Origin of the sequence: Arthrobacter sp. Soil764, assembly GCF_001428075.1 — a bacterium.
GTDB lineage: Bacteria > Actinomycetota > Actinomycetes > Actinomycetales > Micrococcaceae > Arthrobacter.
In genome coordinates this window covers 62,769-85,007 of the sequence record NZ_LMSI01000007.1, presented here as the reverse complement: position 1 = coordinate 85,007, position 22,239 = coordinate 62,769, and the positions used below count along the sequence as shown (strand labels likewise).

The window sequence follows — 22,239 nt, the reverse complement described above, 5'->3', positions numbered from 1 at the left end:
TTTGTTTAGGTGCCGGGGATCTGGAAGTTGAAGACCCCGGTGTCGAAGCGGTTGTAGGCCTCATAATCAACGAGGTCGTAGAGCCGGGCACGGGTCAGCATGCTTGGAACCTGTGCCTCCTGGGTGCCGTCGGATTTGATCGATTCCAGAGTACGCTCAGCGGCGCCCATGGCACTACGGAGCAGCGTGACAGGGTAAATCACCATGTTCACGCCCACACCGGCCAGCTCGTCCACGGTGAAGAGGTCACTCTTGCCGAACTCGGTCATGTTGGCCAGGATCGGCACGTTGACGGCATCGCGGATGGCCTTGAACTCGCTGAGGTCCTTCATGGCTTCAGGGAAGATCGCATCCGCGCCGGCTTCAACGAGGGCCTTGGCACGCTGCTGCGCCGCCTCGAGTCCGTCGGTGGCACGGATGTCGGTCCGGGCCATGATCAGGAAGTTCGGGTCCCGCCGGGCATCGGCGGCGGCCCGGATCCGCTTGGTGGCGGTGTCCAGGTCCACCACGTTCTTGCCGTCCAGGTGGCCGCAGCGCTTGGGGTTGAACTGGTCCTCGATGTGGCAACCGGCCAGGCCGGCGTTTTCAAGCTCCTGGACGGTGCGGGCCACGTTCATCGGTTCGCCGAAGCCGGTGTCGGCGTCGACGATCGACGGGAGGTCCGTCATGCGGGCGATCTGCCCGGCACGGGTGGCCACCTCGGTGAGCGTGGTCAGGCCGATGTCCGGCAGGCCAAGGTCGTTGGCCAGGACGGCGCCGGAGATGTACACCCCGGCGAAGCCCTTCTCCTCGATCAGCCGTGCCGAGAGCGGATTGAACGCTCCGGGGAACTGTTGGATTGTCCCGGAGGCAAGCAGTTCCCGGAACCGGACACGCTTCTGCTCGGGAGTGGTCTTTGAGTACAGCATTTAGAACAGTCCCTTCGGCGCGGCCGCGGGGTCGATGACGCCGGGAGCGGCGGTGATGTTCAGCTGGTCCAGTTCCCCGGCGGTGAGGTGGGGGAGGCGTTCGACGGCGGCGAGGAACCTTTCGATTTCGGCTTCCTCCACGAGGCCCGCGGCGAGGGTCCTGAACTTGTCCACGTACTGTTCCCGGGCGAACGGGCGGGCACCGAGGGGGTGGGCGTCGGCAACGGCGATTTCATCGGTGATGACGGAGCCGTCCTTGAGCGTGATCTCCACCGAGCCGCCGAAAGCCTTCTCGGCAATGTCCAGGGAGTGGTAGCGGCGGGTCCATTCCGGGTCCTCCACCGTGCTGACCTTCTGCCACAGCTCCACGGTGTCCGGGCGTGCGGCGCGCTGCGGGGCGTAGGAGTCCACGTGGTGCCAGGCCCCATCCTGCAGGGCCACGGTGAAGATGTACGGGATGGAGTGGTCCAGGGTTTCCCGGGACGCGGTGGGGGAGTACTTCTGGGGGTCGTTGGCGCCGGAGCCGATGACGTAATGCGTGTGATGGCTGGTCTTGATCAGCACGGATTCCACGTTGGCCGGGTCCGTGACCTCCGGGTGTTCGCGGTGCAGCTTGCGGGCAAGGTCGATCCAGGCCTGTGCCTGGTATTCGGCGGAGTGTTCCTTGGTGTAGGTGTCCAGGATGGCTCGCTTGGCTTCACCGGGGGTGGGAAGCGGAACCATGTAGGACGCGTCCGGGCCATCCAGCATCCAGGCGATGACGCCGTCTTCGCCTTCGTAGATGGGCACGGGGGAGGTCTGGCCGCGCATGGCCCGGTCAGCGGATTCGATAGCCATCTTGCCGGCAAACGCCGGGGCGTGTGCCTTCCAGGTGGAGATCTCTCCCTTGCGCGACTGCCGGGTGGCGGTGGTGGTGTGCAGCGCCTGGCCCACGGACTGGAAGATGGTTTCGACGTCGAGCCCCAGCAGGGTGCCGATGCCTGCGGCTGCGGAAGGGCCCAGGTGCGCCACGTGGTCGATCTTGTGCTTGTGCAGGCAGATGGCCTTGACCAGGTTGACCTGGATCTCGTAGCCGGTGGCGATGCCGCGGATCAAGTCGTGGCCGCTGGCGCCAACGTGCTGGGCGACGGCGAGGATCGGCGGGATGTTGTCACCGGGATGGGAGTAGTCGGCAGCAAGGAAGGTGTCGTGATAGTCCAGCTCGCGGACGGCCACGCCGTTGGCCCAGGCGGCCCATTCCGGGGCCACCCGTTCCTCGATGCCGAACACCTTCGAACCCTTACCGCCGGTGGTGGGGCCATGGGTGAGTGCCTGGGCGCGGGCTGCGACGATGGGTGCCCGGTTGAGGGATGCGATGGCCACCGAAGCATTGTCGATGACGCGGTTGATCACCATGTCGGTCACTTCGTCAGACACAGCCACTGGGTCGGCCGCAACCTGGGCGATCTTGTACGCGAGCTGGTCCTCACGCGGGAGGTTTTCTTCGCTCCGATAGACGCGGACGTGGTGTTCCTTAACCATGATGCTCCTTTGGGTGGGATGAGTGGGTCGCTTTGACGTGGGAGAGGCTGCGGTGCAGGTGGACGATGGTCGCCGCCTCTGCAAGCCGTGGATTGCCGGCCGCGATGGCCTCTGCGATGGCGGCATGCTCGGCGGCGGCGGCAGTGAGGCGGCAGGCGTCGTCGGCGGCAAGCCGGCGGATCCGGACCAAATGCACGCGCAGGCTCCGCATGCCCTGGGCCAGGTAGGAGTTGGAGATGGCAGCATCGATCGCTGCATCCAGCCGGCCCACCAGTTCGTAGTATTCATGCAGGGCAGGGTGGTCGCCGCCGATCAACTCCGGAGCCCGGAGCAGGTCACGCTGCAGGTGCTCGAAGGTACGGGCGTCGCCGCGGCGCGCGGCCAAGGCCGCCGCCCTGCCTTCGAGGGTTTCGCGGAGCTCGAACAGTTCGTCGATGTCCTCCAGGGAAATGTCGCTGACCACCACGCCGCGGCCGCCCGCCGTCGTCAGGCCTTCCGCCGTAAGGCGGCCCAGGGCTTCCCGCAGCGGAGTTCGCGAGACGCCCAACCGCTCGGACTGTTCCACCTCGGCAAGGACCGTCCCTGGGGCCAGGCGCCATTCGATGATGTCGTCCCGCAGGGCGGCATAGGCCTTGTCGCTGGCGCGCATGCCTGTCTCCTTCCTCGGCTGATGGCTCCAGTGTATACACAACCGCCCTGAGTTTGGGAAGAAACTGAAATAGCGGGTGATAACTGGCTCTTCTGTATACAAACCTCTTGTTAGCCGCGGAGGCGCAAGCTACCATGAGCTGCATCACAATGTCGTGGACGGGATTACGTTATGGTCAGCAACAGCTATCGGGACACCTACCGGCGCAGCATTGAAGAGCCGGAAGACTTCTGGCTGGAGGCGGCGGAAAAGATCCACTGGACCGCTGCTCCTGCCCGGGCACTGGACTCCAGCCGGGCGCCGCTCTACAGCTGGTTTCCGGACGGCTCACTGAATACCTGCTACAACGCCCTGGACCGGCACGTCGCCGAAGGCCGGGGAGAGCAGGATGCACTGATCCATGACTCCGCCATGCTGGGAACCCGGCAGCGTTTCACCTATGCCGAACTGACCGGCCTCGTGGCGCGCTTCGCCGGCGTTCTGCGCGGCCACGGCGTGGGCAAGGGGGACCGCGTGGTCATCTACATGCCGATGATCCCGGAAGCCGCCATTGCCATGCTGGCAACAGCCAGGCTCGGCGCTGTCCATTCCGTGGTCTTCGGCGGGTTCGCGCCCAAAGAGCTCGCGGCCAGGATCCGGGACGCGGCACCTGCTGCGGTGGTCACCGCCTCAGGCGGGATCGAACCCACGCGCCGCATCGAGTACCTGCCGGCCGTCGCGGAGGCACTTGAGCTGGCAGGCGCCCGGGACATTCCCGTGCTGGTCAAGGAGCGGGACGGCTTCGCCTCCAAGGCGGCGGACCATGCCGCTTGGCTGGACTGGGACACGGAAATGGCAGCCGCGGAACCGGCTGCTCCCGTTGACGTGAAGGCCACCGACCCGCTTTACATCCTCTACACATCGGGGACCACGGGCACTCCCAAGGGGGTGGTCCGGGACAACGGCGGCCACGCCGTCGCCCTGCGCTGGACGCTGGAGAATATCTACGACGTCGGCCCGGGCGACGTGATGTGGACCGCTTCGGATGTGGGCTGGGTGGTGGGGCATTCCTATATCGTCTACGGGCCGCTGCTCGCCGGCGCCACGACTGTGATGTACGAAGGCAAACCGGTTGGGACCCCGGATGCGGGTGCCTTCTGGCGGGTGGTCCAGGACCACAAGGTCAACGTGCTCTTTACCGCGCCCACGGCGCTGCGGGCCATCCGCAAGGCAGATCCGGAGGCATCACTGCTGGGCGGGTATGACAGCTCCAGCCTTCACACACTGTTCACTGCCGGTGAGCGGCTGGACACGGACACGTTCCACTGGGCATCCCGGGTCCTTGGCGTGCCGGTGGTGGACCACTGGTGGCAGACCGAGACCGGGTGGGCCATCTGCGCCAACCCCCGCGGCCTGGAGCCGCTGCCCATCAAGGCCGGTTCCCCGAGCGTTCCGATGCCCGGTTACCGGCTCCGGATTCTCGACGGAATGGGCGGCGACGTGGCACCCGGCACCGAGGGCAACATCGCGCTGGGGCTGCCGTTGCCGCCTGGCACGCTGGCCACCCTGTGGGGAAACGACGAACGCTTTATCTCCTCTTACCTGACGGCCTTTGATGGCTGCTATGCCACCGGCGACTCGGGTTACCAGGACCAGGACGGCTACCTCTTTGTCATGGGCCGCACCGACGACATAATCAACGTCGCAGGCCACCGGCTTTCCACCGGCGCCATTGAACAGGTCATCGGCCAGCACCCTGCGGTGGCGGAGTGCGCAGTGATCGGCCTTGCCGATTCCCTCAAGGGCCAGCGTCCCAGTGGCTACGTGGTGCTCAAGTCCGGCGTCGACATTCCTGAGGACGTCCTGGCCAAGGACCTGGTGGCATTGGTGCGCCGGGACATTGGTGCTGTTGCGGACTTCAAGCAGGTGACGGTGGTGGATGCCCTGCCCAAGACCCGGTCGGGGAAGATCCTCCGCAAGACCATGCGCCAGATAGCGGACGGCGAGGAGTACACCGTGCCTTCCACCATTGAGGATCCAGGGGTCATCGACCAATTGATCGGAGCGCTCCGGGTGGATGGACCGGCGGCCGGCTGAGGGGAATCGAAGGACTGTTGAAACGCCGGTTCAGCTCAGCGGGGGTTCCAGCGGTATTCATTTTCCGGCCTGCCGGGGGTGCCATAGCGGGCGGTCCGCGAAACAGTGCCGGCATCGGCAAGGTATTCGAGGTAGCGTCGCGCTGTCACGCGTGACATTCCCAGGGCGTCCATGACTTCGGTGGCGGACACTGCTTCCGGCTGCCCGCGAAGAAACTCCTGGACCGAGCCCAGGGTCGAGGTGGAAAGGCCCTTGGGGAGCGGGAGTTCGGACGGCGCCCTGAGGCTGGCAAAAGCCCTGTCCACTTCACTTTGGGACGCACCCCCCTTGCCGGGACCGCCGCTGGAACCGCCCAGTTGCTGGCGGAACAGGCGGTAGTTTTCGAGCTTGTCGGAAAACGTGGCGAACGTGAAGGGCTTGATCAGGTACTGGACCACACCGATTGCCACCGCGCTGCGGACGATTGCCAGTTCACGCACAGCCGTGATGGCGATGATGTCCGCGAGGATCCCCGCCGAACGCATCCGCCGGGCAATGTCCAGGCCATGAAGGTCGGGCAGGTTCATGTCCAGCAGGACCAGTTCCACCGGCTGCCCCGCGGCCACGAATTCGTTCAGCAGCCGCAGGGCAGACTGGCCGTCGGGGGCGGTCCCGGCCAGCTCGAATCCTTCCAGCCTCCCCACGTAGGCAGCGTGGGCCGCCGAAGCGATGGCCTCGTCTTCGACGACGAGGACCCGGATGTTGCTCACTGTCTGTGCTCCTTCTCCGCGGACACCGCTGCGGGCAGGAATACTTCGAACTTGGCGCCGCGCCGGCCGTTGATGGCCAGCGTACCGCCCAAACGCTGCACAGCCTGCCGGACCAGCGCAAGGCCGATGCCCCGGCCTCCCGGCCCTGCCGGCTTCGTACTGAATCCGTGCCGGAAGATCTTTTCTGCATCGGCGGGGTCGATGGGCGTCCCGGAGTCGTTGACGGCGATGTCCAGGCCTTCGTCGTCGGCCTCCAGCGTCAGTTCCACACGCCGGGGAGGCGGTGCATCAGCGGCGGCGTCGATGGCGTTGTCCAGCAGGTTGCCCAGGATGGTCACCAGGTCCTGGACGGCCACCCCGGGTGCCGTGCCGGAGCCCAGGGTGGACACGTCCAGCTGGACTCCACGTTCGTGGGCCTCGGCCACCTTCCCCATGACCAGTGCGCCCACCACCGGTTCATCGATCGAGCTCACCATGTCATCCGTCAGCTGCTGGCTCAGGGCCAGGTCCTGGGTGGCAAAGTCCAGGGCCTCCCCGGTCCTTCCCAGTTCCAGGAGCGAAACCATGGTGTGCAGCCGGTTGGCGTGTTCGTGGGTCTGGGCGCGCAGGGCGTCGGAAAGGGTCCGCATGGTCTGCAGTTCGTTGCCGAGCGCTTCGATCTCTGTCCGGTCTCGGAGGGTGGCAACCGTGCCGTACACAGGGACCTTTCCCCGGGAGCCGGGGGATTCCGGGCCCCGGGCCGGGCCCTGGTTGACCACCAGCACACGGGAATCGGTCAGGACCATCTCGTCCTTGGTGCTCCGTCCGGATTCGAACAGGCTCCGCAGCTCTTCGTCCAGGGGAAGGTCTGCCAGCGATGGGGGCCGGGTGGGATCGTTGCTGCCCGTGTCCGCCAGGCCCAGCAGTTCGGCAGCCTGGTCGTTGTACATCACCACGCGCTTCCGCGCATCGATGAGGATCAGTCCTTCACGGACCGAGTGCAGCACCGATTCGTAGTAGGCGAACAGCTGCGCCAGCTGCTCAGGACCCCAGCCCCTGGTTACCCGCCGCAGATACCTGCCCAGCAGCCACGACGCCAGGGAACCGCCCACCAGGAGGGCTATGCCAACGGCCAGCAGGACGGGAAGGCGCCCGGCGAAGGCGATATCGACGCTGCGGACGGTGACACCCACCGCCACGAGCGCTTTCACCGTCCCCGCGGAATCCTTGACCGGGACAATCGTCCGCACCGAAGGGCCCAGCGTCCCGGCCGTGACTTCGGTGAATGGCTGGCCACGGAGCGCGGCGTCAATCGATCCAATGTACGGCCGGCCCAGCTCCTCGTCCCTCGGATGGGTCCAGCGGGTACGGTCGGGAGCCATGATGGTGACGAAGTCGACGTGGGCCGCCGTGGTCACATCCCTGGCATATGGCTGCAGGAGGGCGGACGGATCCGGCGTGGCCGCAGCCTGGAGCACCAGTGGATTGGCGGCTATGGAGGCGGCCACTCCTTCCATCCGGCGGCCGGCCTCGTCATAGGTCCGGTCCCGGGCGTCCACGTAGGCGGCGGTTCCCACAATGGCGATAAAGGACACGACGATCAGCAGGTTGGCCAGGAACAGCCGGCGGGCGATACTCCAGCGGTGGATCATGCCTGCCTCTCGTCGGCCCTGCGGATGCCGCGACCAATATGAACGCAACGGTGAGCTGGATCACGGCGTCGCCAATGATGGATATCACACCGCAAGGACGTGATGAGCCCAGAGACTGTGCCCCAGCGTCTATCAGATTATCCATAAGGAGACACATCATGGCTTCTCAACGAGGAGAGTCCCTTGACACCGTGAAGACGCGGCGCAAAGGCCTGGACAAATCGCATTACCTTTACATTGCCGTCATCGTCGCCGTGATCCTCGGCGCAGCCGTCGGCCTGCTGTTCCCGGAAGTCGGCAAGTCCCTCAAGCCCCTGGGTGACGGATTCATCAAGCTCATCAAGATGATGATCGCCCCGGTCATCTTCTGCACCATCGTCCTGGGCATCGGCTCCATCGCCAAGGCGGCCACCGTCGGTAAGGTCGGCGGCCTGGCCCTGGGCTACTTCATCGTCATGTCCACCTTCGCCCTGGCCATCGGCCTTGTGGTGGGAAACATCATCCACCCGGGTGAGGGCCTGAAGCTGACGCCGTACGACCCCAACAAGAAGGCCGCCACGGACAGCACCGTGGACTTCCTGCTCGGAATCATTCCCGGCGACGTTCCCGTCCTGCCCACCCTGCTGGCAGCCATCCTGGTCGGCTTCGCGCTGCAGAAGATGGGCGCCCAGGGTGCGCCGATCCTCAAGGCCGTCAGCTACGGCCAGGCTCTCGTGTTCCGCATCCTGATCATGATCATGTGGCTGGCTCCGGTAGGTGCCTTCGGTGCCATCGCCGCCGTCGTTGGTGCAACGGGCTTCCAGGCAATCATCAGCATGTTCACCCTCATGATTGCCTTCTACATCACCTGCGCCCTGTTCATCGTGGTCATCCTCGGCGGACTGCTGCAGGTAGTGGCCGGCGTCAACATCTTCAAGCTCATGAAGTACCTGGCCCGCGAATACCTCCTCATCTTCTCCACCTCATCGTCCGAAGCGGCACTGCCCCGCCTGATCGCGAAGATGGAACACCTGGGCGTCTCCAAGCCCGTCGTCGGCGTCACCGTCCCCACCGGCTACTCCTTCAACCTTGACGGTACGGCCATCTACCTGACCATGGCCTCGCTCTTCGTCGCCAACGCCATGGGAACGCCGCTGGACCTCGGCGCGCAGATCTCGCTGCTGATCTTCATGATCATCGCCTCCAAGGGCGCCGCCGGTGTTACCGGCGCCGGCCTGGCAACCCTGGCGGCCGGCCTGCAGGCACACAAGCCTGAACTGCTCGGCGGCGTGGGCATGATCGTCGGCATCGACCGGTTCATGTCCGAGGCCCGTGCCCTGACCAACTTCACGGGCAACGCGGTGGCCACCGTCCTGATCGGCACCTGGGTCAAGGAGATCGACGGCGGCCAGGTGGGCCGGGTGCTCTCCGGCGAAGAACCCTTCGACGAAGCAACCATGATGGTCCACCACCACGGCGAAATGGCGCCCAAGGAAGAGGGCGCACGCGAGGCCGCCAAGGCCTAACCGCCACCCGTGCACCCCACGAAACCGCCCCCGCAGCGATGCTGCGGGGGCGGTTTCGCGTTGGCCGCCACTTCAACCTTCGACCTCAGCTAGAGGGTCAAGGCTCAACATTCGCGGAAAGTCAAGTTCCGTCGAATACCGTGTCGGGCGCTGTAACCTAGGGAGCAGAACGAACGGCGCTGGTGAGCCAGCGGCAGGAAATCACCGTCATCGAAAGTGTGGACAGATACGTGAGCAGCGAACAGGGTTCAGCAACTCTGGAGGGCACGGAATTCGACCTGGAAAACGCGGTGATGGGGCCCACCGGGCGCCCATACCGGGAGTTCCCGGAACCCGCGCCGCTGCCCTCCCACGGTCCGGCACGCGTGATCGCCATGGTCAACCAAAAAGGCGGCGTGGGGAAGACCACCTCCACCATTAACCTCGCGGCAGCGCTGGCAGAGTACGGCCGCCGTGTCCTGCTGGTGGACTTCGATCCCCAGGGTGCGCTCTCGGCCGGCCTGGGCGTCAACCCGCACGAACTGGACCTCACCGTGTACAACGTCCTGATGGACCGCAAGGTGGATATCCGCGACGCCATCCACCAGACCGGTGTGGAGAACGTGGATCTGCTGCCGGCCAACATCGACCTCTCGGCCGCGGAAGTCCAGTTGGTCAACGAGGTTGCGCGCGAACAGGTCCTGGACCGTGCCCTCAAGAAAGTCGAAGACGATTACGACGTTGTCCTGATCGACTGCCAGCCGTCCCTGGGCCTCCTGACCGTGAATGCCCTCACGGCAGCCCACGGTGTGATCATCCCGCTCATTTGCGAGTTCTTCGCCCTCCGCGCCGTGGCGCTGCTGGTCGAAACCATCGACAAAGTCCAGGACCGGCTGAACCCGCGGCTGCAGGTGGACGGCGTGCTGGCCACCATGTACGACGCCCGGACACTGCACAGCCGCGAAGTGATAACCCGCCTGGTGGAGGCGTTCGGCGACAAGGTCTTCGAAACCGTCATCAAGCGCTCCATCAAATTCGCAGACGCCACGGTGGCCGCGGAGCCCATCACCAGCTATGCCGGAAACCACGTGGGCGCCGATGCCTACCGCCGGCTGGCCAAGGAGCTGATCTCCCGCGGCGGCGCACCCTAACCACGCCGTGGCCGAATCCAAACCCGGCTTCGAGGTGCGGCTGGCCAACTTTACGGGTCCGTTCGACCTCCTCCTGGGACTGATCGCCAAGCACCAGCTGGACATCACCGAAGTGGCCATCGCCACCGTCACGGATGAGTTCATCAAGTACATCCGGAAACTGCAGCAGCTTGGCGAAGAATGGGCGCTGGATGAGGCGAGCGAGTTCCTGGTGATCGCCGCCACGCTGCTTGATCTCAAGGCAGCGCGGCTCCTTCCTGCCGGCGAAGTGGAGGACGACGAGGACATCGCCTTGCTGGAGGCGCGCGACCTCCTCTTTGCCCGGTTGCTGCAGTACAAGGCGTTCAAGCAGGTGGCAGGAATCCTGGGCGAAACCCTGCACCAGGAAGGCCGGCGCTTTCCGCGGCAGGTGGCCCTGGAGGAGCACTTCGCGGCGATGCTCCCCGAACTGGTCTGGAAGCACACACCGCAGCAGTTCGCCGCACTGGCCGAGGCCGCGCTCCGGCCCAAAGCGCCGGCCCAGCCGCCGCAGGTGGCCCTCGGACACCTGCACGGCAGCACCGTCAGCGTCAAGGAAGAAGCGAGGATGCTGGGGCTTCGCCTTCAACAGGAGTCGCCCCAGACCTTCCGTTCCCTGATTGCCGACGCCGATTCAACCCTGGTGGTGGTGGCCAGGTTCCTGGCCCTCCTCGAACTGTTCCGGGACCGGGCCGTCGCATTCGACCAGCTCTCCCCGCTGGCCGAGCTTGCCATCCACTGGACCGCCGAAGGCCGGGACTGGTCTGCAGAAAACCTGAGCGAAGAGTATGAGGAGCAGCCGTGAACCCCAAGCCGCAGGAAAGGGCGTCCCGGGAGGACCTGGACCACGGCCCGGACTTCGACGATCTCCCCGGCGGCGCCAAGGCTGCCCTCGAAGCGGTGCTCATGGTCCTTGACGAACCCGCCACCGAAGAGGAGCTGGCGGCGGGAGTGGGCCTGGCCACCGATACCGTCCGCTCCCTCCTGGCAGAACTGCAGCGTGAGTATAACGGCTATACTGTTAAAGCCCCGGAGATGGAGGATGCCAGTCACGCTGGCATCGGTTCCAGCCCCCGGGGTTTTGAATTGCGGAACATCGCCGGTGGCTGGCGGATCTACTCGCGCACCGAGTTTGCTGACATCGTTGGCAAATATGTGCTTGAAGGGCAGACGGCCAGGCTTACCCAGGCGGCGTTGGAAACACTGGCGGTCATCGCGTACCGCCAGCCCGTCTCCCGGGCCCGGGTGTCTGCAATTCGCGGTGTCAATGTTGATTCCGTCGTACGGACGCTTGCCCAGCGCGGGCTGATCGAGGACGCGGGAACCGATCCCGAGTCCGGCGCAATCCTCTACCGGACCACCTCCTATTTCCTCGAACGGATGGGAATCAGTTCAGTGGGGGACCTGCCGCAGCTGTCGCCGCACCTTCCGGGGCTCGACGGGATCGCAGAGTTCTACGACGCCGGGACGATGTAGGCAGGCGCCCTGCCGGCACCTGTCCCATCAGCAGGTTTTATCAGGTTTTTTATCAGGGCAGACGAAGTCTGCACGGCTGGCTAGGGTTGTCCTTGGACATCTTTGCCGGCCAAAACACATTGAAGGACGGGTCATGACACAGGCGGGACGCCAGGGTTCACCACGTAACGGTTCGGGACGCGGCGGGAACGAACGCAACAATTCCCAGCAGCGCAGCACACAGGGCGGCGGCTTCAGGGGAGGCTCCCGCGGCGGAACAGGCAAGCGGGGCCCTGCTTTCGGCGGAGACCGGCCGCACCGCAGCCCCAAGCCGCGCGAGGAACGCTTCATCGATCCTGATCTGGCGGGGGACCAGCAGGGACGTCCAGCTGAGGGTGCCCGTGGCGCCAAGCCGTCGTCGCGAAAGCCCGCTGCCCGCAAGCCCGGCGCCAAGAAGGCTCCCGGAACTCCCGGCGCCCTGAAGCCCAAACCGCGTACCGGCACTCCCGGCGCAGCAGCTTCGCGTGCCTTTGGCAGCGAACGCTTCGGCCAGAACCTGGGTCCGGTCCGCAAACCCGGCCGGAAGAAGGGTCCGCGCGGCAACGTTCCGCAGTCGGAACTCCACGATGCCGACGGCGTGCGCCTTCAGAAAGTCATGGCGTCCGCAGGAGTCGCGTCCCGGCGCGTCTGTGAAGAGATGATCGCCGAGGGCCGCGTTGAGGTGGACGGCCAGGTGGTCACGGAACTGGGCATGCGCGTCGATCCCAAGACCGCCGTCATCCACGTTGACGGCCTGCGGATCCAGCTGGACGAGAACCTGGTCTACATGGTGTTCAACAAGCCCAAGGGCGTGGTGTCCACCATGGAGGACCCCGAGGGCCGGCCCTGCATCAGCGACTTCCTGAAGAGCAACAAGAACACCGGGGAACGCCTCTTCCACGTGGGCCGGCTCGACGTCGCCACCGAAGGCCTGCTGCTGCTGACCAACGACGGCGAACTCGCCAACAGGCTGACCCACCCGTCCTACGAGGTCCCCAAGACCTACCTGGTGCAGGTGCGCGGGCCGTTCCCACAGGGCGTCGGCGCCCAGCTGAAGTCCGGCGTGGAACTGGAGGACGGCTTCGCGAACGTTGACTCCTTCCGCCTGGTGGACTCCACCCCGGGCCACGTGCTGATCGAGGTTGTGCTCCACTCGGGCAAGAACCGGATTGTCCGACGCCTCTTCGATGCCGTCGGCTTCCCGGTCCAGCGGCTGGTCCGCGTCAAGGTAGGCCCCATCGGCCTCGGTGACCAGCGCCAGGGCAGCATCCGCAACCTGGGCAAGCAGGAAGTCGGCCACCTGCTGGCATCCGTAGGACTCTGACGCGTGTCCGCGTTCAAAAGCCAGGGGCGCGGCCACCTGGATGGTCCCGTAGTGGTGATTGGCACCGGACTGCTGGGCACCAGCATTGGGCTGGGCCTCCGCGGGCGTGGCGTACCGGTATTCCTTTCCGACCCCTCACCCACCAACCAGGCGGTGGCGGTGGACATTGGTGCCGGGCGTCCCTTGCCGGAGCTCCGGGGCGCCAAGCCCCAGCTTGTGGTGGTCGCCGCTCCGCCGGACGTTACTGCCGACGTCGTGTCCAAAGCGCTCGCTGAGTACCCCGACGCCGTCGTGGTGGACATTGCGAGTGTGAAGGCGGACATCCTGGCCCGGCTGCGCAGCCTCGGTGCCGACCTCACGCGCTACGTGGGCACGCACCCCATGGCCGGGCGGGAAAAGTCAGGTCCGGTCGCCGCGCGGGGCGAGCTGTTCACCTCCATGCCCTGGGTGCTGTGCCCATCAGAGGAGACGTCCGGCGCTGCCCTGCAGGTGGCACGGTCGCTCGCCTCGGACCTGGGGGCAGTGGTTTCGCAGTTCACGGCGGACGAACATGATGAGGCGGTGGCCCTGGTGTCGCACCTGCCCCAGGTCATGTCCTCCCTGCTCGCCAGCCGCCTCCAGGGAACTCCGCTCCATGCCCTGTCCCTGGCCGGGAACGGGCTGCGCGACGTCACCAGGATCGCCGCGAGCGACCCCACCCTGTGGGTGCAGATTCTGGGTGGGAACGCGGCCAAAGTCGTGGAGATCCTCTATGGCGTCCGCGAGGACCTGAACCGCCTCATCGGAACGCTGGAACAGCCCACCGCACCGGGTGCCCGGCTGGACCTCGCACAGCTCATCAGCGAAGGCAACGCAGGGCAGGCCCGGATTCCCGGCAAGCACGGAGGCCCCCCGCAGGCGTACTCCTGGCTCACCGTCCTGGTGGATGACAAGCCCGGCCAGATCGCGCAGCTGCTCACCGAAATCGGCGAAATTGGCGTCAACGTCGAAGACCTTCGGCTGGACCATTCCTCCGGACAGAACGTTGGCATGGTGGAATTGTCTGTGTTGCCGAACAAGCACGACCACCTGATCGAAGCTCTCAACGACCGCGGATGGCGGGTACTTCAGTAATGACACAGGAACTCCTCGAAACCATGCGCGCATTGCGCATCGGCCGGCCGCTGGTGGTCGCCATCGACGGACCGTCAGGTTCCGGTAAATCCAGCGTGAGCAAGGAGGTTGCCCGCAGGCTGCGGCTGGCCTACCTGGATACCGGAGCGATGTACCGCGCCCTCACCTGGTACTGCTTAACGCAGGGCATCGACCTTGACGACGGTGCCGCCGTGGAGCAGGCATCCAGGGACTTTGTGCTGGAACTGAGCACCAGCCCGCAGGAGGAATACGTCCGGGTGGGCGGCGTGGATGTCACCGACGCCATCCGGGAGCCGGAGATTTCCTCCGCGGTCAGTTCCGTGGCCACCACCCTTGGTGCCCGGACCGAACTCATCCGCCGGCAGCGGGACCTCATCGAAAAGCACCACCGCCGGATGGTGGTGGAAGGCAGGGACATCACCACCGTCGTCGCGCCCGGAGCCGAGGTGCGCATGCTCCTCACCGCCAGCGAGGAAGCCCGCCTGCGCCGGCGCGGCATCCAGCTGGGCGGGACGCAGAACGCCGAGCAGCTGGCGGCCCAGGTGACCCACCGGGATGCCAGGGACTCAACCGTGGTGAACTTCACCCAGGCCGCTTCCGGGGTGGTGACGCTGGACTCCTCTGACCTGGACTTCGAGCAGACCGTCAACGCCGCCCTCGTGATCGTCACCAAGGTGCTCAACCGTGACTGACGCCCGAGGTGCCCTACCGTCCGGCCTGACCATGGCGTGGAGCAGGCCGGTGGGCTGGATCCTGGACCACCTGGTCTACCGGACAACCGTGACGGGCAGGAGCAACGTCCCCACCGGCGGGCCAGTGATCTTCGCCGCCAACCACATCAGCTTCCTGGACGGGCCGGTCATGTTCGGCGCGGCACCGCGGCCCATGCACATCCTGGTGAAACAGGAGATGTTCAAGGGTTTCCTGGGCCATGTGCTCACCGCTTCCGGGCAGCTTCCCGTGGACCGGCGGGGGGACCGGGCTGCGCTGCAGCGCTGCAAGGACGTGCTCGACGCCGGACGCTGCGTGGGGATTCTTCCCGAAGGGACGCGGGGGAGCGGCTCAGCGGCGGACATCAACGGCGGCGTGGCCTGGCTGGCACTGAACTCCGGGGCCCCCGTTGTTCCGGTCGCCGTCCTGGGCACCCGGCAGGGCAATGAGCACCTGGACTTCGTTCCGCGGCCCGGACGGCGCTTCCACGTCAGCTTCGGCTCAGCCCTTACCCTGGCCCGCCGGGCCGGCGAAAGCGGGCGTGCTTCAATGGACAGGGCGGCGCAGGACATCCGTGCAGCGCTGGCAGGGCACGTCCAGGACACCATCCAACTCAGCGGGCAGCCACTGCCCTTCGCTGACCACAACGACTTGACAGCAGTAGCCGGGGACGCCGGCAGATGACCACTAAGGACAGTGCAATGAGCGACACCACCCAGACTTCCGGGCATTCCGGCGCCGAGGACGAATACACCCCCACAGGCACGGACCAGGTTGCCGAACGGCTGGCGGCAATTGGCGACGACGAAGCGGAGCTGCGTGCCGCCTCACTCCGCGCCGGCCTCGAGGACTATGAGCTTGATGAGGACGATGCCGCGCTGCTGAGCGGGGAGTACGGCGACGAGGACTTTGATGGGCCGGTCAAGCTGGACCCCGTCCTGGCGATCATCGGGCGGCCGAACGTGGGGAAGTCCACCCTGGTGAACCGAATCCTGGGCCGCCGCGAAGCAGTGGTGGAGGACACCCCAGGCGTCACCCGCGACCGTGTCATGTATTCAGCCAACTGGAACGGCCGCAACTTCACCCTGGTGGACACCGGCGGTTGGGAACACGACGCCCGCGGCATCCATGCCCGGGTCGCAGAGCAGGCCGAGATGGCCGTGGAACTGGCCGACGCCGTGCTGTTCGTGGTGGACTCCGCCGTCGGCGCCACGGCCACGGATGAAGGCGTCATGAAGATGCTGCGCCGCAGCAAGAAGCCGGTCATCATGGTGGCCAACAAGGTTGACGATTTCGCCCAGGAGGCTGACAGCGCTGCGCTGTGGGGCCTCGGTTTCGGTGAGCCGTACCCGGTCTCGGCACTGCACGGCCGCGGTGTGGCGGACCTCCTGGACCACGTCATGGAGGTGCTGCCGGAGTTTTCCACCATCGAGGGAACGGACCGCTCCGGCGGCCCCCGCCGTATTGCCCTCATTGGCCGGCCCAACGTGGGTAAGTCCTCCCTGCTGAACAAGCTTGCGGGATCCGAACGGGTGGTGGTGGACAACACCGCCGGAACCACCCGCGACCCGGTGGACGAATTCATCGAACTCGGCGGCCGCACATGGCGGTTCGTGGACACGGCAGGCATCCGCCGACGCCAGCACATGGCCCAAGGTGCCGACTACTACGCCTCCCTCCGGACGCAGTCCGCGCTCGAAAAGGCGGAGGTCGCCGTCGTGCTCCTCGCCGTGGACGAGGTCCTCAGCGAACAGGACGTCCGCATCCTGCAGCTGGCCATCGAGTCCGGGCGCGCGCTGGTCCTGGCCTTCAACAAGTGGGACCTGCTGGACGACGAACGCCGCCGCTACCTGGAGCGCGAGATCGAGCAGGACCTGGCACACGTCGAATGGGCGCCGCGCGTCAACATTTCGGCGAAGACCGGCTGGCACAAGGACCGCCTGGTCCCTGCCCTGGACCTTGCCCTGGAGAACTGGGACAAGCGCATCGCCACCGGCCGCCTCAACGCCTTCCTGGGCGAGCTCGTGGCTGCCCACCCCCACCCGGTCCGCGGCGGCAAGCAGCCACGCATCCTGTTCGGCACCCAGGCCTCCAGCCGGCCGCCGAAGTTCGTGCTGTTCACCACGGGCTTCCTGGACCCCGGGTACCGCCGGTTCATCACCCGCCGCCTCCGGGAGACCTTCGGATTCGAAGGCACGCCGATCGAGGTCAGCATGCGCGTCCGCGAAAAGCGCGGCCGCAAGCGTTAATTGCGACACACCTGGGGCTGATCGCCGGAAAGTGTCACCGGCACCCCTCCGGATCGTGTAAGCTCTTCTAGGTGGTTCGGCCGGACTGCTGATGAAAATCCTCGGGTTTGAGTTCAGCGGAGAACGGCGGAACCAGCGGGCTGTAGCGCAGCTTGGTAGCGCACTTGACTGGGGGTCAAGGGGTCGCAGGTTCAAATCCTGTCAGCCCGACCACAAAGCCGCGGAAACTTCAGGGTTTCCGCGGCTTTTTCGTGCCCGGATTTGGGCCGGCCGGCGAAACCATCAAAAGCCCTACGTCCGCCGTGGGTCCCCGGTCAGCCGAGTGCGGCGTCGAGGGTGACGAAGCCGTAGCCTGCCGCCCGGAGTTGGGAGATCACCTCTGGAAGGGCCTCGGCGTCGAGCGCTGAGCCGTCGTCGGGGTTCGAGCCAAGGTGCATCAGGACGATCTCCCCGGGCTGCGCGGAAGCCAGGACGCGCTGGACGATGAAGCCAGGGCCGCGCGTTCCGTTCATGGTGCCTTGCCAGCCCAGGGTGTCAACGGTCCACCGGATCGGAACGTAGCCGGCGGCGTTGGCGTCTGCGATCGTGCGGGAATTGCGGGCGCCGAACGGGAAGCGGAAGAACGGGACCGGGTCGCCTCCAGCGGCCTCGATGGTCCTCTGCGCGCTGCTGATCTCGGCCGCGATCTGGGCATCGGTCAGGGTGGTGAAATCCGGGTGGGACATGGAGTGATTGCCGATCCGGTTCCCCGAGTTGTAGATCAGCGCTGAATCGGAGGGGAACTGGTTGACCCAGTTTCCGGTGAGGAAGAACGTGCCCGGAACGCCATTGGCCGTGAGGGTGGCGAGGATCGATCGGAGGCCGGCGTCGTTGGCGCCGGCGTCGAACGTGAGCGCGACAACCTTCTGCGTGGTCGGAATGCGCTCGAGGTCAACGCCCATGATCGCCGGCGGGATACTGGTGTAGATGACCTCGGTCCTGCCGCTGGCCGCGTGCCACAGGATGGAACCGTGCTGGAAGTCGTTCCGGCGCCCGCCCGTGATGCTGTATTCGCCGCTGGTCGGGTAGCCGAGCCGGCTGCGCTCCCAACCAAGGACCGCCCACTGGGCCCGGATAGCTCCGTACACCTCATGGGCTCCCGTGGCGGGGGACCAGTAGATCGACGAGCCGCCATCCATGCCGCTGAAGTGGTTGTACCGGCCCACTCCGTCGGGGGTGGCGGTTTCGTCGGTGAGGGGGAAGCCCAGGAAGCCTGCGGGGCCGTTGAGTGTGAGGTAGTTTCTGCGGATTTCMCCGTGCAGTTCGTGTGCGCCGGTGCCGGGGCTCCAGTAGATGGTGCCGCGGGCGTATTCCTGGGCGCGACCCCCCGCGATGTCATACGCGCTGCCGACTGGCCCGCCGAGAAACGATGCGGTGCCGCCGAGCTGCTCATAGTGCTGGACGATCGCGTCGTCGCCGGCCTGCTCGACCACCATTGACGCCGGGACGCTCCGTTGCGCAGCCTCTGCTGCGGCGGCCGCCGACGGGCCCAGGGCTGTGCCCCCGAGGCCACCGCCGAGGGCGAGGGCCAAGGCCATTCCGAGGACGGCGGGTCGATACCGGCGCATTGTGACCCCTTCGTGCTGATCGAGGCATGCGAACCTTGGTTTAAGACGCTACGCCCCAGAGGCGTGCCCGGGTAGGACCGGAAGTCCCGAATCGCAATGGCTGACTGGTGAGCCTCGGGACGCCTTGCCTGCCGGATCTTCCTATTTGAGGAACTTCGAGGTCCTCCGGTCGGCCAGGATCTTGCCTTTTGTCTGGCACGTGGGACAGTACTGCAGGGCGGTGTCCGCGAAGGAGACTTCCCGTACTGTGTCGCCGCAGACGGGGCAGGGCTGTCCGGTCCGGGCGTGAACGCGCATGTGGCTGCGTTTGACGTCCTTGAGGTCCTTGGGCGGTTTGCCGGCTGCCTCGGCCAGTGCTTCCCCCAGCACGTTGTGGATGGCGTCGTACAGCACCTGCACCGTCTCCCGGTCCAGGGACTTTGCGATGGCGAACGGTGAGATCCGGGCGGCATGCAGGATCTCGTCGCTGTAGGCGTTGCCAATACCGGCGATGACGCTCTGGCTGCGCAGGAGTCCCTTGATCTGCTGGGAGCTGCCGGCGAGGATCTCACCCAGCATGCCGACGTCGAACGCTTCAGTGAACGGGTCCGGACCCAGGGCGGCGACGCCCGGGACCTCCTGGGGGTCCCGCACGACGTAGACGGCGAGGCTCTTCTTGGTGCCTGCTTCCGTCAAATCCAAGCCACGCGGCCCGTCCGGACCGGAGAAAGCAGCGCGCACCGCGATGAGGCCCTTGCCCATCCGGAGCTGGCTGCCGGCGGGTGAGTCCGTAAAGCGCACCCAACCCGCGCGTGCCAGGTGGAACACCAGGGAAATGCCGTCCGTGTCAATGCTGATGAACTTTCCGAACCGGCGGACGCCGGACACGGTGCGGCCTTCGATGGCGTGGAAGGGTGGGTCGGCGGTCTTGAGCACTGCGAAGGAGACAATCTGCAGCTTCGACACAACGCAGCCCCGCAGCTGTTCGTCAAGGAACGCGGCCAGGCCGGCCACTTCAGGCAGTTCCGGCATGGGCTACCTGCCCTGTCCCCGGAATGCTGCACCAGTGCTTGCACTCATGGCTCCCATCTTGTCAGAAAGCCCCGTGCCGGCCCCGGCAGTTGTGCCTATACTTTCAGCGGCGGCCCGTTTTACGGGCCCCTTTTGACATTTGGCGCGTACCCCGATGAAAGGCCCCCCATGAGCAACATTCCCGAAGACCTGTCCTACACCGCCGAACACGAGTGGGTCACGGCCCCCAATGCCGACGGCGTGGTCCGCGTGGGAATCACCGATTTTGCCCAGGACGCCCTCGGAGATGTCGTTTACGCCCAGATGCCCGAAGTCGGCACGAAGATTACGGCAAACGAAGTGGTGGGTGAAGTCGAGTCCACCAAGAGCGTGAGCGACATCTACGCACCGGTTTCCGGCGAAGTGGTGGCCCGGAACGACTCCCTGGACAGCGATTCGGCCCTGATCAACACTGATCCGTACGGCGACGGCTGGCTCATCGAGGTCAAACTCGCCGAACCTGACGCCGTTGAGTCCCTGCTCAGTGCATCGGAGTACGAACAACAGGTAGGCTAAAGCTAACCGGTATTTCCGGTCCGGCCCCGCGCCGCAGGCAAGGCGTCTCCGCACGTCAGCCCCGGATCGGGTGCCGGTGCCGGACCTGTTGGCAGGGCCGGAGAGCAAACGTTGGTTGCGGGTTGAAGCCCGCAACGTCAAAGAGGAGGAATCCATGGCTGGCCACAGACACAACCCTGCCGATGGGGATTACGGCACGGGTGCGGCTAAGGCGTCGGAGACCACCTCGATCCATCTCACCCCCGTCACTGATGAACCCACCATCGCGCCCAGGCTGTCCTCGGACGAGCGCAACTCGGTGGAAGCCCTGCCTGCCGGGTCGGCCCTGCTCGTGGCTCACAGCGGTCCCAATGCCGGCGCCCGGTTCCTGCTGGATTCGGACGTGACCACCGCGGGCCGCCACCCGGACGCGGACATCTTCCTGGACGACGTCACTGTTTCGCGACGCCACGTCGAATTCCGGCGCACGGCCCGCAGCTTCGAAGTCGTGGACAAGAACAGCCTCAACGGCACCTACGTCAACCATGACCGCGTGGACCGCGTGGAGTTGAAGTCCGGCAGCGAAGTCCAGATCGGCAAGTTCCGCCTCACCTTCTACCTGAGCCCTGCCACGGCTGCAGGCCGCAGCTGAACCGGGGACCGCTGCCTGTGGCAATGGCACAACCGGAACGCCGGGGCCCCCAGGTCCTGAACATCGGCGAAGTCCTCGCCCAGTTGAGCGCCGACTTCCCTGGCATGACCGCGTCGAAGATCCGGTTCCTTGAGGAAAAGGGCCTGATCAACCCCCGGCGCACCCCTGCCGGCTACCGCCAGTATTCCGACGGCGACGTGGAGCGGCTGCGCTTCGTGCTGGCCCTGCAGCGGGACCAGTACCTGCCCCTGAAAGTCATCAAGGACTACCTTGATGCCATCGACAGGGGGGAGCGGCCGGAGAACCTGCCGCCCGGCGTCGTGGTTTCCCCGCGTATCGTTTCTGACGAGCTGGCCGCCGAGTTGCAGAACCGCGGCCGGAAACTGAGCGAGGAACAGCTGCGCACCGAATCCGGCGCCAGTGTGCCCCTGCTGCAGTCACTGCTGAGCTTCGGCCTCATCAGCCACAGCAACGGCCAGTTCGACGAACACGCCCTCCAGGTTGCCCGCGCCTGTGTCCAGCTGGAAAGCCACGGCCTGGAACCCCGGCACCTGCGGCCCTTCCAGGCAGCAGCCGAACGTGAATTCGGCCTGGTGGAACGTGCTGTGGCACCGCTTGCTTCGCGCAAGGACTCTGCATCACAGGCGCGCGCGGCCGAGGCCGCCCGCGAAATCAGCGACCTCTGCCTCACCCTGCACCGGGCCCTGGTGCAGGACCACATCTCACGCATGGACATCTGATGATCGAAGTCGAGATTGTAGGCGTTCGCATCGAACTGCCTTCCAACCAGCCGCTGGTCCTGCTCAAGGAGATGCACGGCGAACGCCACGTTCCCATTTGGATCGGCACCCCGGAAGCCAGCGCCATTGCCCTTGCCCAGCAGGGCGTGGTGCCGCCCCGGCCCATGACGCATGACCTCCTGGTGGACGTCGTGGAGTCGCTGGGGCACTCTGTGGTCAGCGTCAACATCGTTGCGGTGGAGGACAACATCTTTTACGGGCAGCTGCAGTTCGAGAACGGAACCACCGTGAGCTCCCGGGCTTCCGACGCGCTTGCGGTGGCGCTGCGCGCAAAGTGCCGGATCTGGTGCGCCGACTCCGTCATGGACGAGGCCGGCGTCCGCATTACCGAACACGATGAGGGCGAGGACGCGGAGCCGGGCCCCACAGTGGATGAGGAGCGCGAACTGCGCCGTTTCCGCGAGTTCCTTGACGACGTGGAACCCGAGGATTTCGACGGCTAAGGTCACGTTAAGGTTAAAGTTAAGCCTGAAAGTTTCGACACGCCTCTTCCAAGCCCCTGAGGTCTTTGACCTCGGGACCCGCCGGGCCTAACG

Annotated in this window: 20 protein-coding genes, 1 tRNA gene and 1 pseudogene; 15 read left to right on the top strand and 7 right to left on the bottom strand. The window is 65.9% G+C overall.

Going from position 1 to position 22,239, the window contains the following annotated elements; genetic code table 11:
* Positions 1 to 5: 5 nt before the first annotated feature.
* Genes prpB through ASG86_RS06535 form a run of 3 tightly spaced genes read right to left on the bottom strand, consistent with a single transcriptional unit; the run spans position 6 to position 3,078 of the window.
* Complete coding sequence (gene prpB, locus ASG86_RS06545; RefSeq protein ID WP_056331762.1) at positions 6 to 908, bottom strand: methylisocitrate lyase; 903 nt, start codon at positions 906 to 908, stop codon at positions 6 to 8.
* Complete coding sequence (locus tag ASG86_RS06540; RefSeq protein ID WP_056331759.1) at positions 909 to 2,429, bottom strand: MmgE/PrpD family protein; 1,521 nt, start codon at positions 2,427 to 2,429, stop codon at positions 909 to 911. It abuts the gene before it with no gap.
* Complete coding sequence (locus tag ASG86_RS06535; RefSeq protein WP_056331757.1) at positions 2,422 to 3,078, bottom strand: GntR family transcriptional regulator; 657 nt, start codon at positions 3,076 to 3,078, stop codon at positions 2,422 to 2,424. Before ASG86_RS06535 ends, ASG86_RS06540 begins: the two co-directional genes overlap by 8 nt.
* A 171-nt stretch (positions 3,079 to 3,249) precedes the next feature.
* On the opposite strand from ASG86_RS06535, the gene ASG86_RS06530 reads away from it, so the two are divergent.
* Positions 3,250 to 5,154 (top strand): AMP-binding protein, encoded by a 1,905-nt coding sequence (locus ASG86_RS06530; RefSeq protein WP_056331755.1) that lies wholly within the window; start codon positions 3,250 to 3,252, stop codon positions 5,152 to 5,154.
* 35 nt (positions 5,155 to 5,189) lie between these two features.
* Here the strand turns inward: ASG86_RS06530 and ASG86_RS06525 are convergent, their stop codons facing one another.
* Together ASG86_RS06525 and ASG86_RS06520 are read right to left on the bottom strand one after the other, a co-directional pair.
* Positions 5,190 to 5,903, bottom strand: a complete 714-nt coding sequence (locus tag ASG86_RS06525) for a response regulator (protein ID WP_056331753.1) — start codon at positions 5,901 to 5,903, stop codon at positions 5,190 to 5,192.
* A complete protein-coding gene (locus ASG86_RS06520; protein WP_056331751.1) occupies positions 5,900 to 7,534 on the bottom strand; it encodes a sensor histidine kinase in 1,635 nt (544 codons plus the stop codon). The genes ASG86_RS06525 and ASG86_RS06520 overlap by 4 nt, the downstream gene beginning before the upstream one ends.
* Before the next feature lie 158 nt (positions 7,535 to 7,692).
* Between ASG86_RS06520 and ASG86_RS06515 the strand changes: the two genes are divergently transcribed.
* From ASG86_RS06515 to ASG86_RS06470, 10 genes and pseudogenes are all read left to right on the top strand, one after another.
* A complete protein-coding gene (locus ASG86_RS06515) occupies positions 7,693 to 9,039 on the top strand; it encodes a cation:dicarboxylate symporter family transporter (protein ID WP_056331749.1) in 1,347 nt (448 codons plus the stop codon).
* A 230-nt stretch (positions 9,040 to 9,269) separates the two neighbouring features.
* A complete protein-coding gene (locus ASG86_RS06510) occupies positions 9,270 to 10,169 on the top strand; it encodes a ParA family protein (protein WP_056331794.1) in 900 nt (299 codons plus the stop codon).
* Between the two features lie 7 nt (positions 10,170 to 10,176).
* Positions 10,177 to 10,992 carry a segregation and condensation protein A gene (locus ASG86_RS06505; protein ID WP_056331747.1) on the top strand — a complete coding sequence of 272 codons (816 nt, stop codon included), beginning with the start codon at positions 10,177 to 10,179 and terminating at the stop codon, positions 10,990 to 10,992.
* A complete protein-coding gene (gene scpB / locus ASG86_RS06500) occupies positions 10,989 to 11,663 on the top strand; it encodes an SMC-Scp complex subunit ScpB (RefSeq protein ID WP_056331745.1) in 675 nt (224 codons plus the stop codon). Before ASG86_RS06505 ends, scpB begins: the two co-directional genes overlap by 4 nt.
* Before the next feature lie 133 nt (positions 11,664 to 11,796).
* Positions 11,797 to 13,005: a pseudouridine synthase gene (locus ASG86_RS06495; RefSeq protein ID WP_056331743.1), complete on the top strand. Its 1,209-nt coding sequence runs from the start codon at positions 11,797 to 11,799 to the stop codon at positions 13,003 to 13,005.
* Between the two features lie 3 nt (positions 13,006 to 13,008).
* The gene (locus tag ASG86_RS06490) at positions 13,009 to 14,118 is read left to right on the top strand and encodes a prephenate dehydrogenase (RefSeq protein WP_056331741.1); all 1,110 of its coding nucleotides are present in this window, start codon (positions 13,009 to 13,011) and stop codon (positions 14,116 to 14,118) included.
* Positions 14,118 to 14,831 carry a (d)CMP kinase gene (gene cmk / locus ASG86_RS06485; protein ID WP_056331739.1) on the top strand — a complete coding sequence of 238 codons (714 nt, stop codon included), beginning with the start codon at positions 14,118 to 14,120 and terminating at the stop codon, positions 14,829 to 14,831. The genes ASG86_RS06490 and cmk overlap by 1 nt, the downstream gene beginning before the upstream one ends.
* A 31-nt stretch (positions 14,832 to 14,862) precedes the next feature.
* A pseudogene (locus tag ASG86_RS06480) lies at positions 14,863 to 15,541 on the top strand (lysophospholipid acyltransferase family protein).
* A gap of 10 nt (positions 15,542 to 15,551) precedes the next feature.
* On the top strand, positions 15,552 to 17,099 hold the full coding sequence (gene der / locus ASG86_RS06475; protein ID WP_056331734.1) for a ribosome biogenesis GTPase Der: 1,548 nt from the start codon (positions 15,552 to 15,554) through the stop codon (positions 17,097 to 17,099).
* A gap of 136 nt (positions 17,100 to 17,235) precedes the next feature.
* Positions 17,236 to 17,312 (top strand) — tRNA-Pro (locus ASG86_RS06470).
* A gap of 101 nt (positions 17,313 to 17,413) precedes the next feature.
* On the opposite strand, the gene ASG86_RS06465 is transcribed toward ASG86_RS06470, so the two are convergent.
* Together ASG86_RS06465 and ASG86_RS06460 are read right to left on the bottom strand one after the other, a co-directional pair.
* The gene (locus ASG86_RS06465) at positions 17,414 to 18,706 is read right to left on the bottom strand and encodes a polysaccharide deacetylase family protein (protein ID WP_082566695.1); all 1,293 of its coding nucleotides are present in this window, start codon (positions 18,704 to 18,706) and stop codon (positions 17,414 to 17,416) included.
* 141 nt (positions 18,707 to 18,847) lie between these two features.
* Positions 18,848 to 19,717, bottom strand: a complete 870-nt coding sequence (locus tag ASG86_RS06460) for an Fpg/Nei family DNA glycosylase (protein WP_056331730.1) — start codon at positions 19,715 to 19,717, stop codon at positions 18,848 to 18,850.
* Between the two features lie 168 nt (positions 19,718 to 19,885).
* On the opposite strand from ASG86_RS06460, the gene gcvH reads away from it, so the two are divergent.
* From gcvH to ASG86_RS06440, 4 genes are all read left to right on the top strand, one after another.
* Positions 19,886 to 20,272 carry a glycine cleavage system protein GcvH gene (gene gcvH / locus ASG86_RS06455; RefSeq protein WP_018763524.1) on the top strand — a complete coding sequence of 129 codons (387 nt, stop codon included), beginning with the start codon at positions 19,886 to 19,888 and terminating at the stop codon, positions 20,270 to 20,272.
* Between the two features lie 154 nt (positions 20,273 to 20,426).
* On the top strand, positions 20,427 to 20,903 hold the full coding sequence (locus tag ASG86_RS06450; RefSeq protein WP_056331792.1) for an FHA domain-containing protein: 477 nt from the start codon (positions 20,427 to 20,429) through the stop codon (positions 20,901 to 20,903).
* A 23-nt stretch (positions 20,904 to 20,926) separates the two neighbouring features.
* On the top strand, positions 20,927 to 21,643 hold the full coding sequence (ftsR, locus tag ASG86_RS06445; protein ID WP_018763526.1) for a transcriptional regulator FtsR: 717 nt from the start codon (positions 20,927 to 20,929) through the stop codon (positions 21,641 to 21,643).
* On the top strand, positions 21,643 to 22,146 hold the full coding sequence (locus ASG86_RS06440; RefSeq protein WP_056331728.1) for a bifunctional nuclease family protein: 504 nt from the start codon (positions 21,643 to 21,645) through the stop codon (positions 22,144 to 22,146). The genes ftsR and ASG86_RS06440 overlap by 1 nt, the downstream gene beginning before the upstream one ends.
* Positions 22,147 to 22,239 lie beyond the last annotated feature (93 nt).

Bases quoted from the DNA above. Each gene is read 5' to 3' on its own strand.
- ASG86_RS06460 (WP_056331730.1), bottom strand. From the start codon at position 19,717: ATGCCGGAACTGCCTGAAGTGGCCGGCCTGGCCGCGTTCCTTGACGAA.
- prpB (WP_056331762.1), bottom strand. From the start codon at position 908: ATGCTGTACTCAAAGACCACTCCCGAGCAGAAGCGTGTCCGGTTCCGG.
- ASG86_RS06450 (WP_056331792.1), top strand. From the start codon at position 20,427: ATGGCTGGCCACAGACACAACCCTGCCGATGGGGATTACGGCACGGGT.
- ASG86_RS06440 (WP_056331728.1), top strand. From the start codon at position 21,643: ATGATCGAAGTCGAGATTGTAGGCGTTCGCATCGAACTGCCTTCCAAC.
- ftsR (WP_018763526.1), top strand. From the start codon at position 20,927: ATGGCACAACCGGAACGCCGGGGCCCCCAGGTCCTGAACATCGGCGAA.
- ASG86_RS06540 (WP_056331759.1), bottom strand. From the start codon at position 2,429: ATGGTTAAGGAACACCACGTCCGCGTCTATCGGAGCGAAGAAAACCTC.
- ASG86_RS06535 (WP_056331757.1), bottom strand. From the start codon at position 3,078: ATGCGCGCCAGCGACAAGGCCTATGCCGCCCTGCGGGACGACATCATC.
- gcvH (WP_018763524.1), top strand. From the start codon at position 19,886: ATGAGCAACATTCCCGAAGACCTGTCCTACACCGCCGAACACGAGTGG.
- ASG86_RS06520 (WP_056331751.1), bottom strand. From the start codon at position 7,534: ATGATCCACCGCTGGAGTATCGCCCGCCGGCTGTTCCTGGCCAACCTG.
- ASG86_RS06515 (WP_056331749.1), top strand. From the start codon at position 7,693: ATGGCTTCTCAACGAGGAGAGTCCCTTGACACCGTGAAGACGCGGCGC.
- cmk (WP_056331739.1), top strand. From the start codon at position 14,118: ATGACACAGGAACTCCTCGAAACCATGCGCGCATTGCGCATCGGCCGG.
- ASG86_RS06495 (WP_056331743.1), top strand. From the start codon at position 11,797: ATGACACAGGCGGGACGCCAGGGTTCACCACGTAACGGTTCGGGACGC.
- ASG86_RS06530 (WP_056331755.1), top strand. From the start codon at position 3,250: ATGGTCAGCAACAGCTATCGGGACACCTACCGGCGCAGCATTGAAGAG.
- der (WP_056331734.1), top strand. From the start codon at position 15,552: ATGAGCGACACCACCCAGACTTCCGGGCATTCCGGCGCCGAGGACGAA.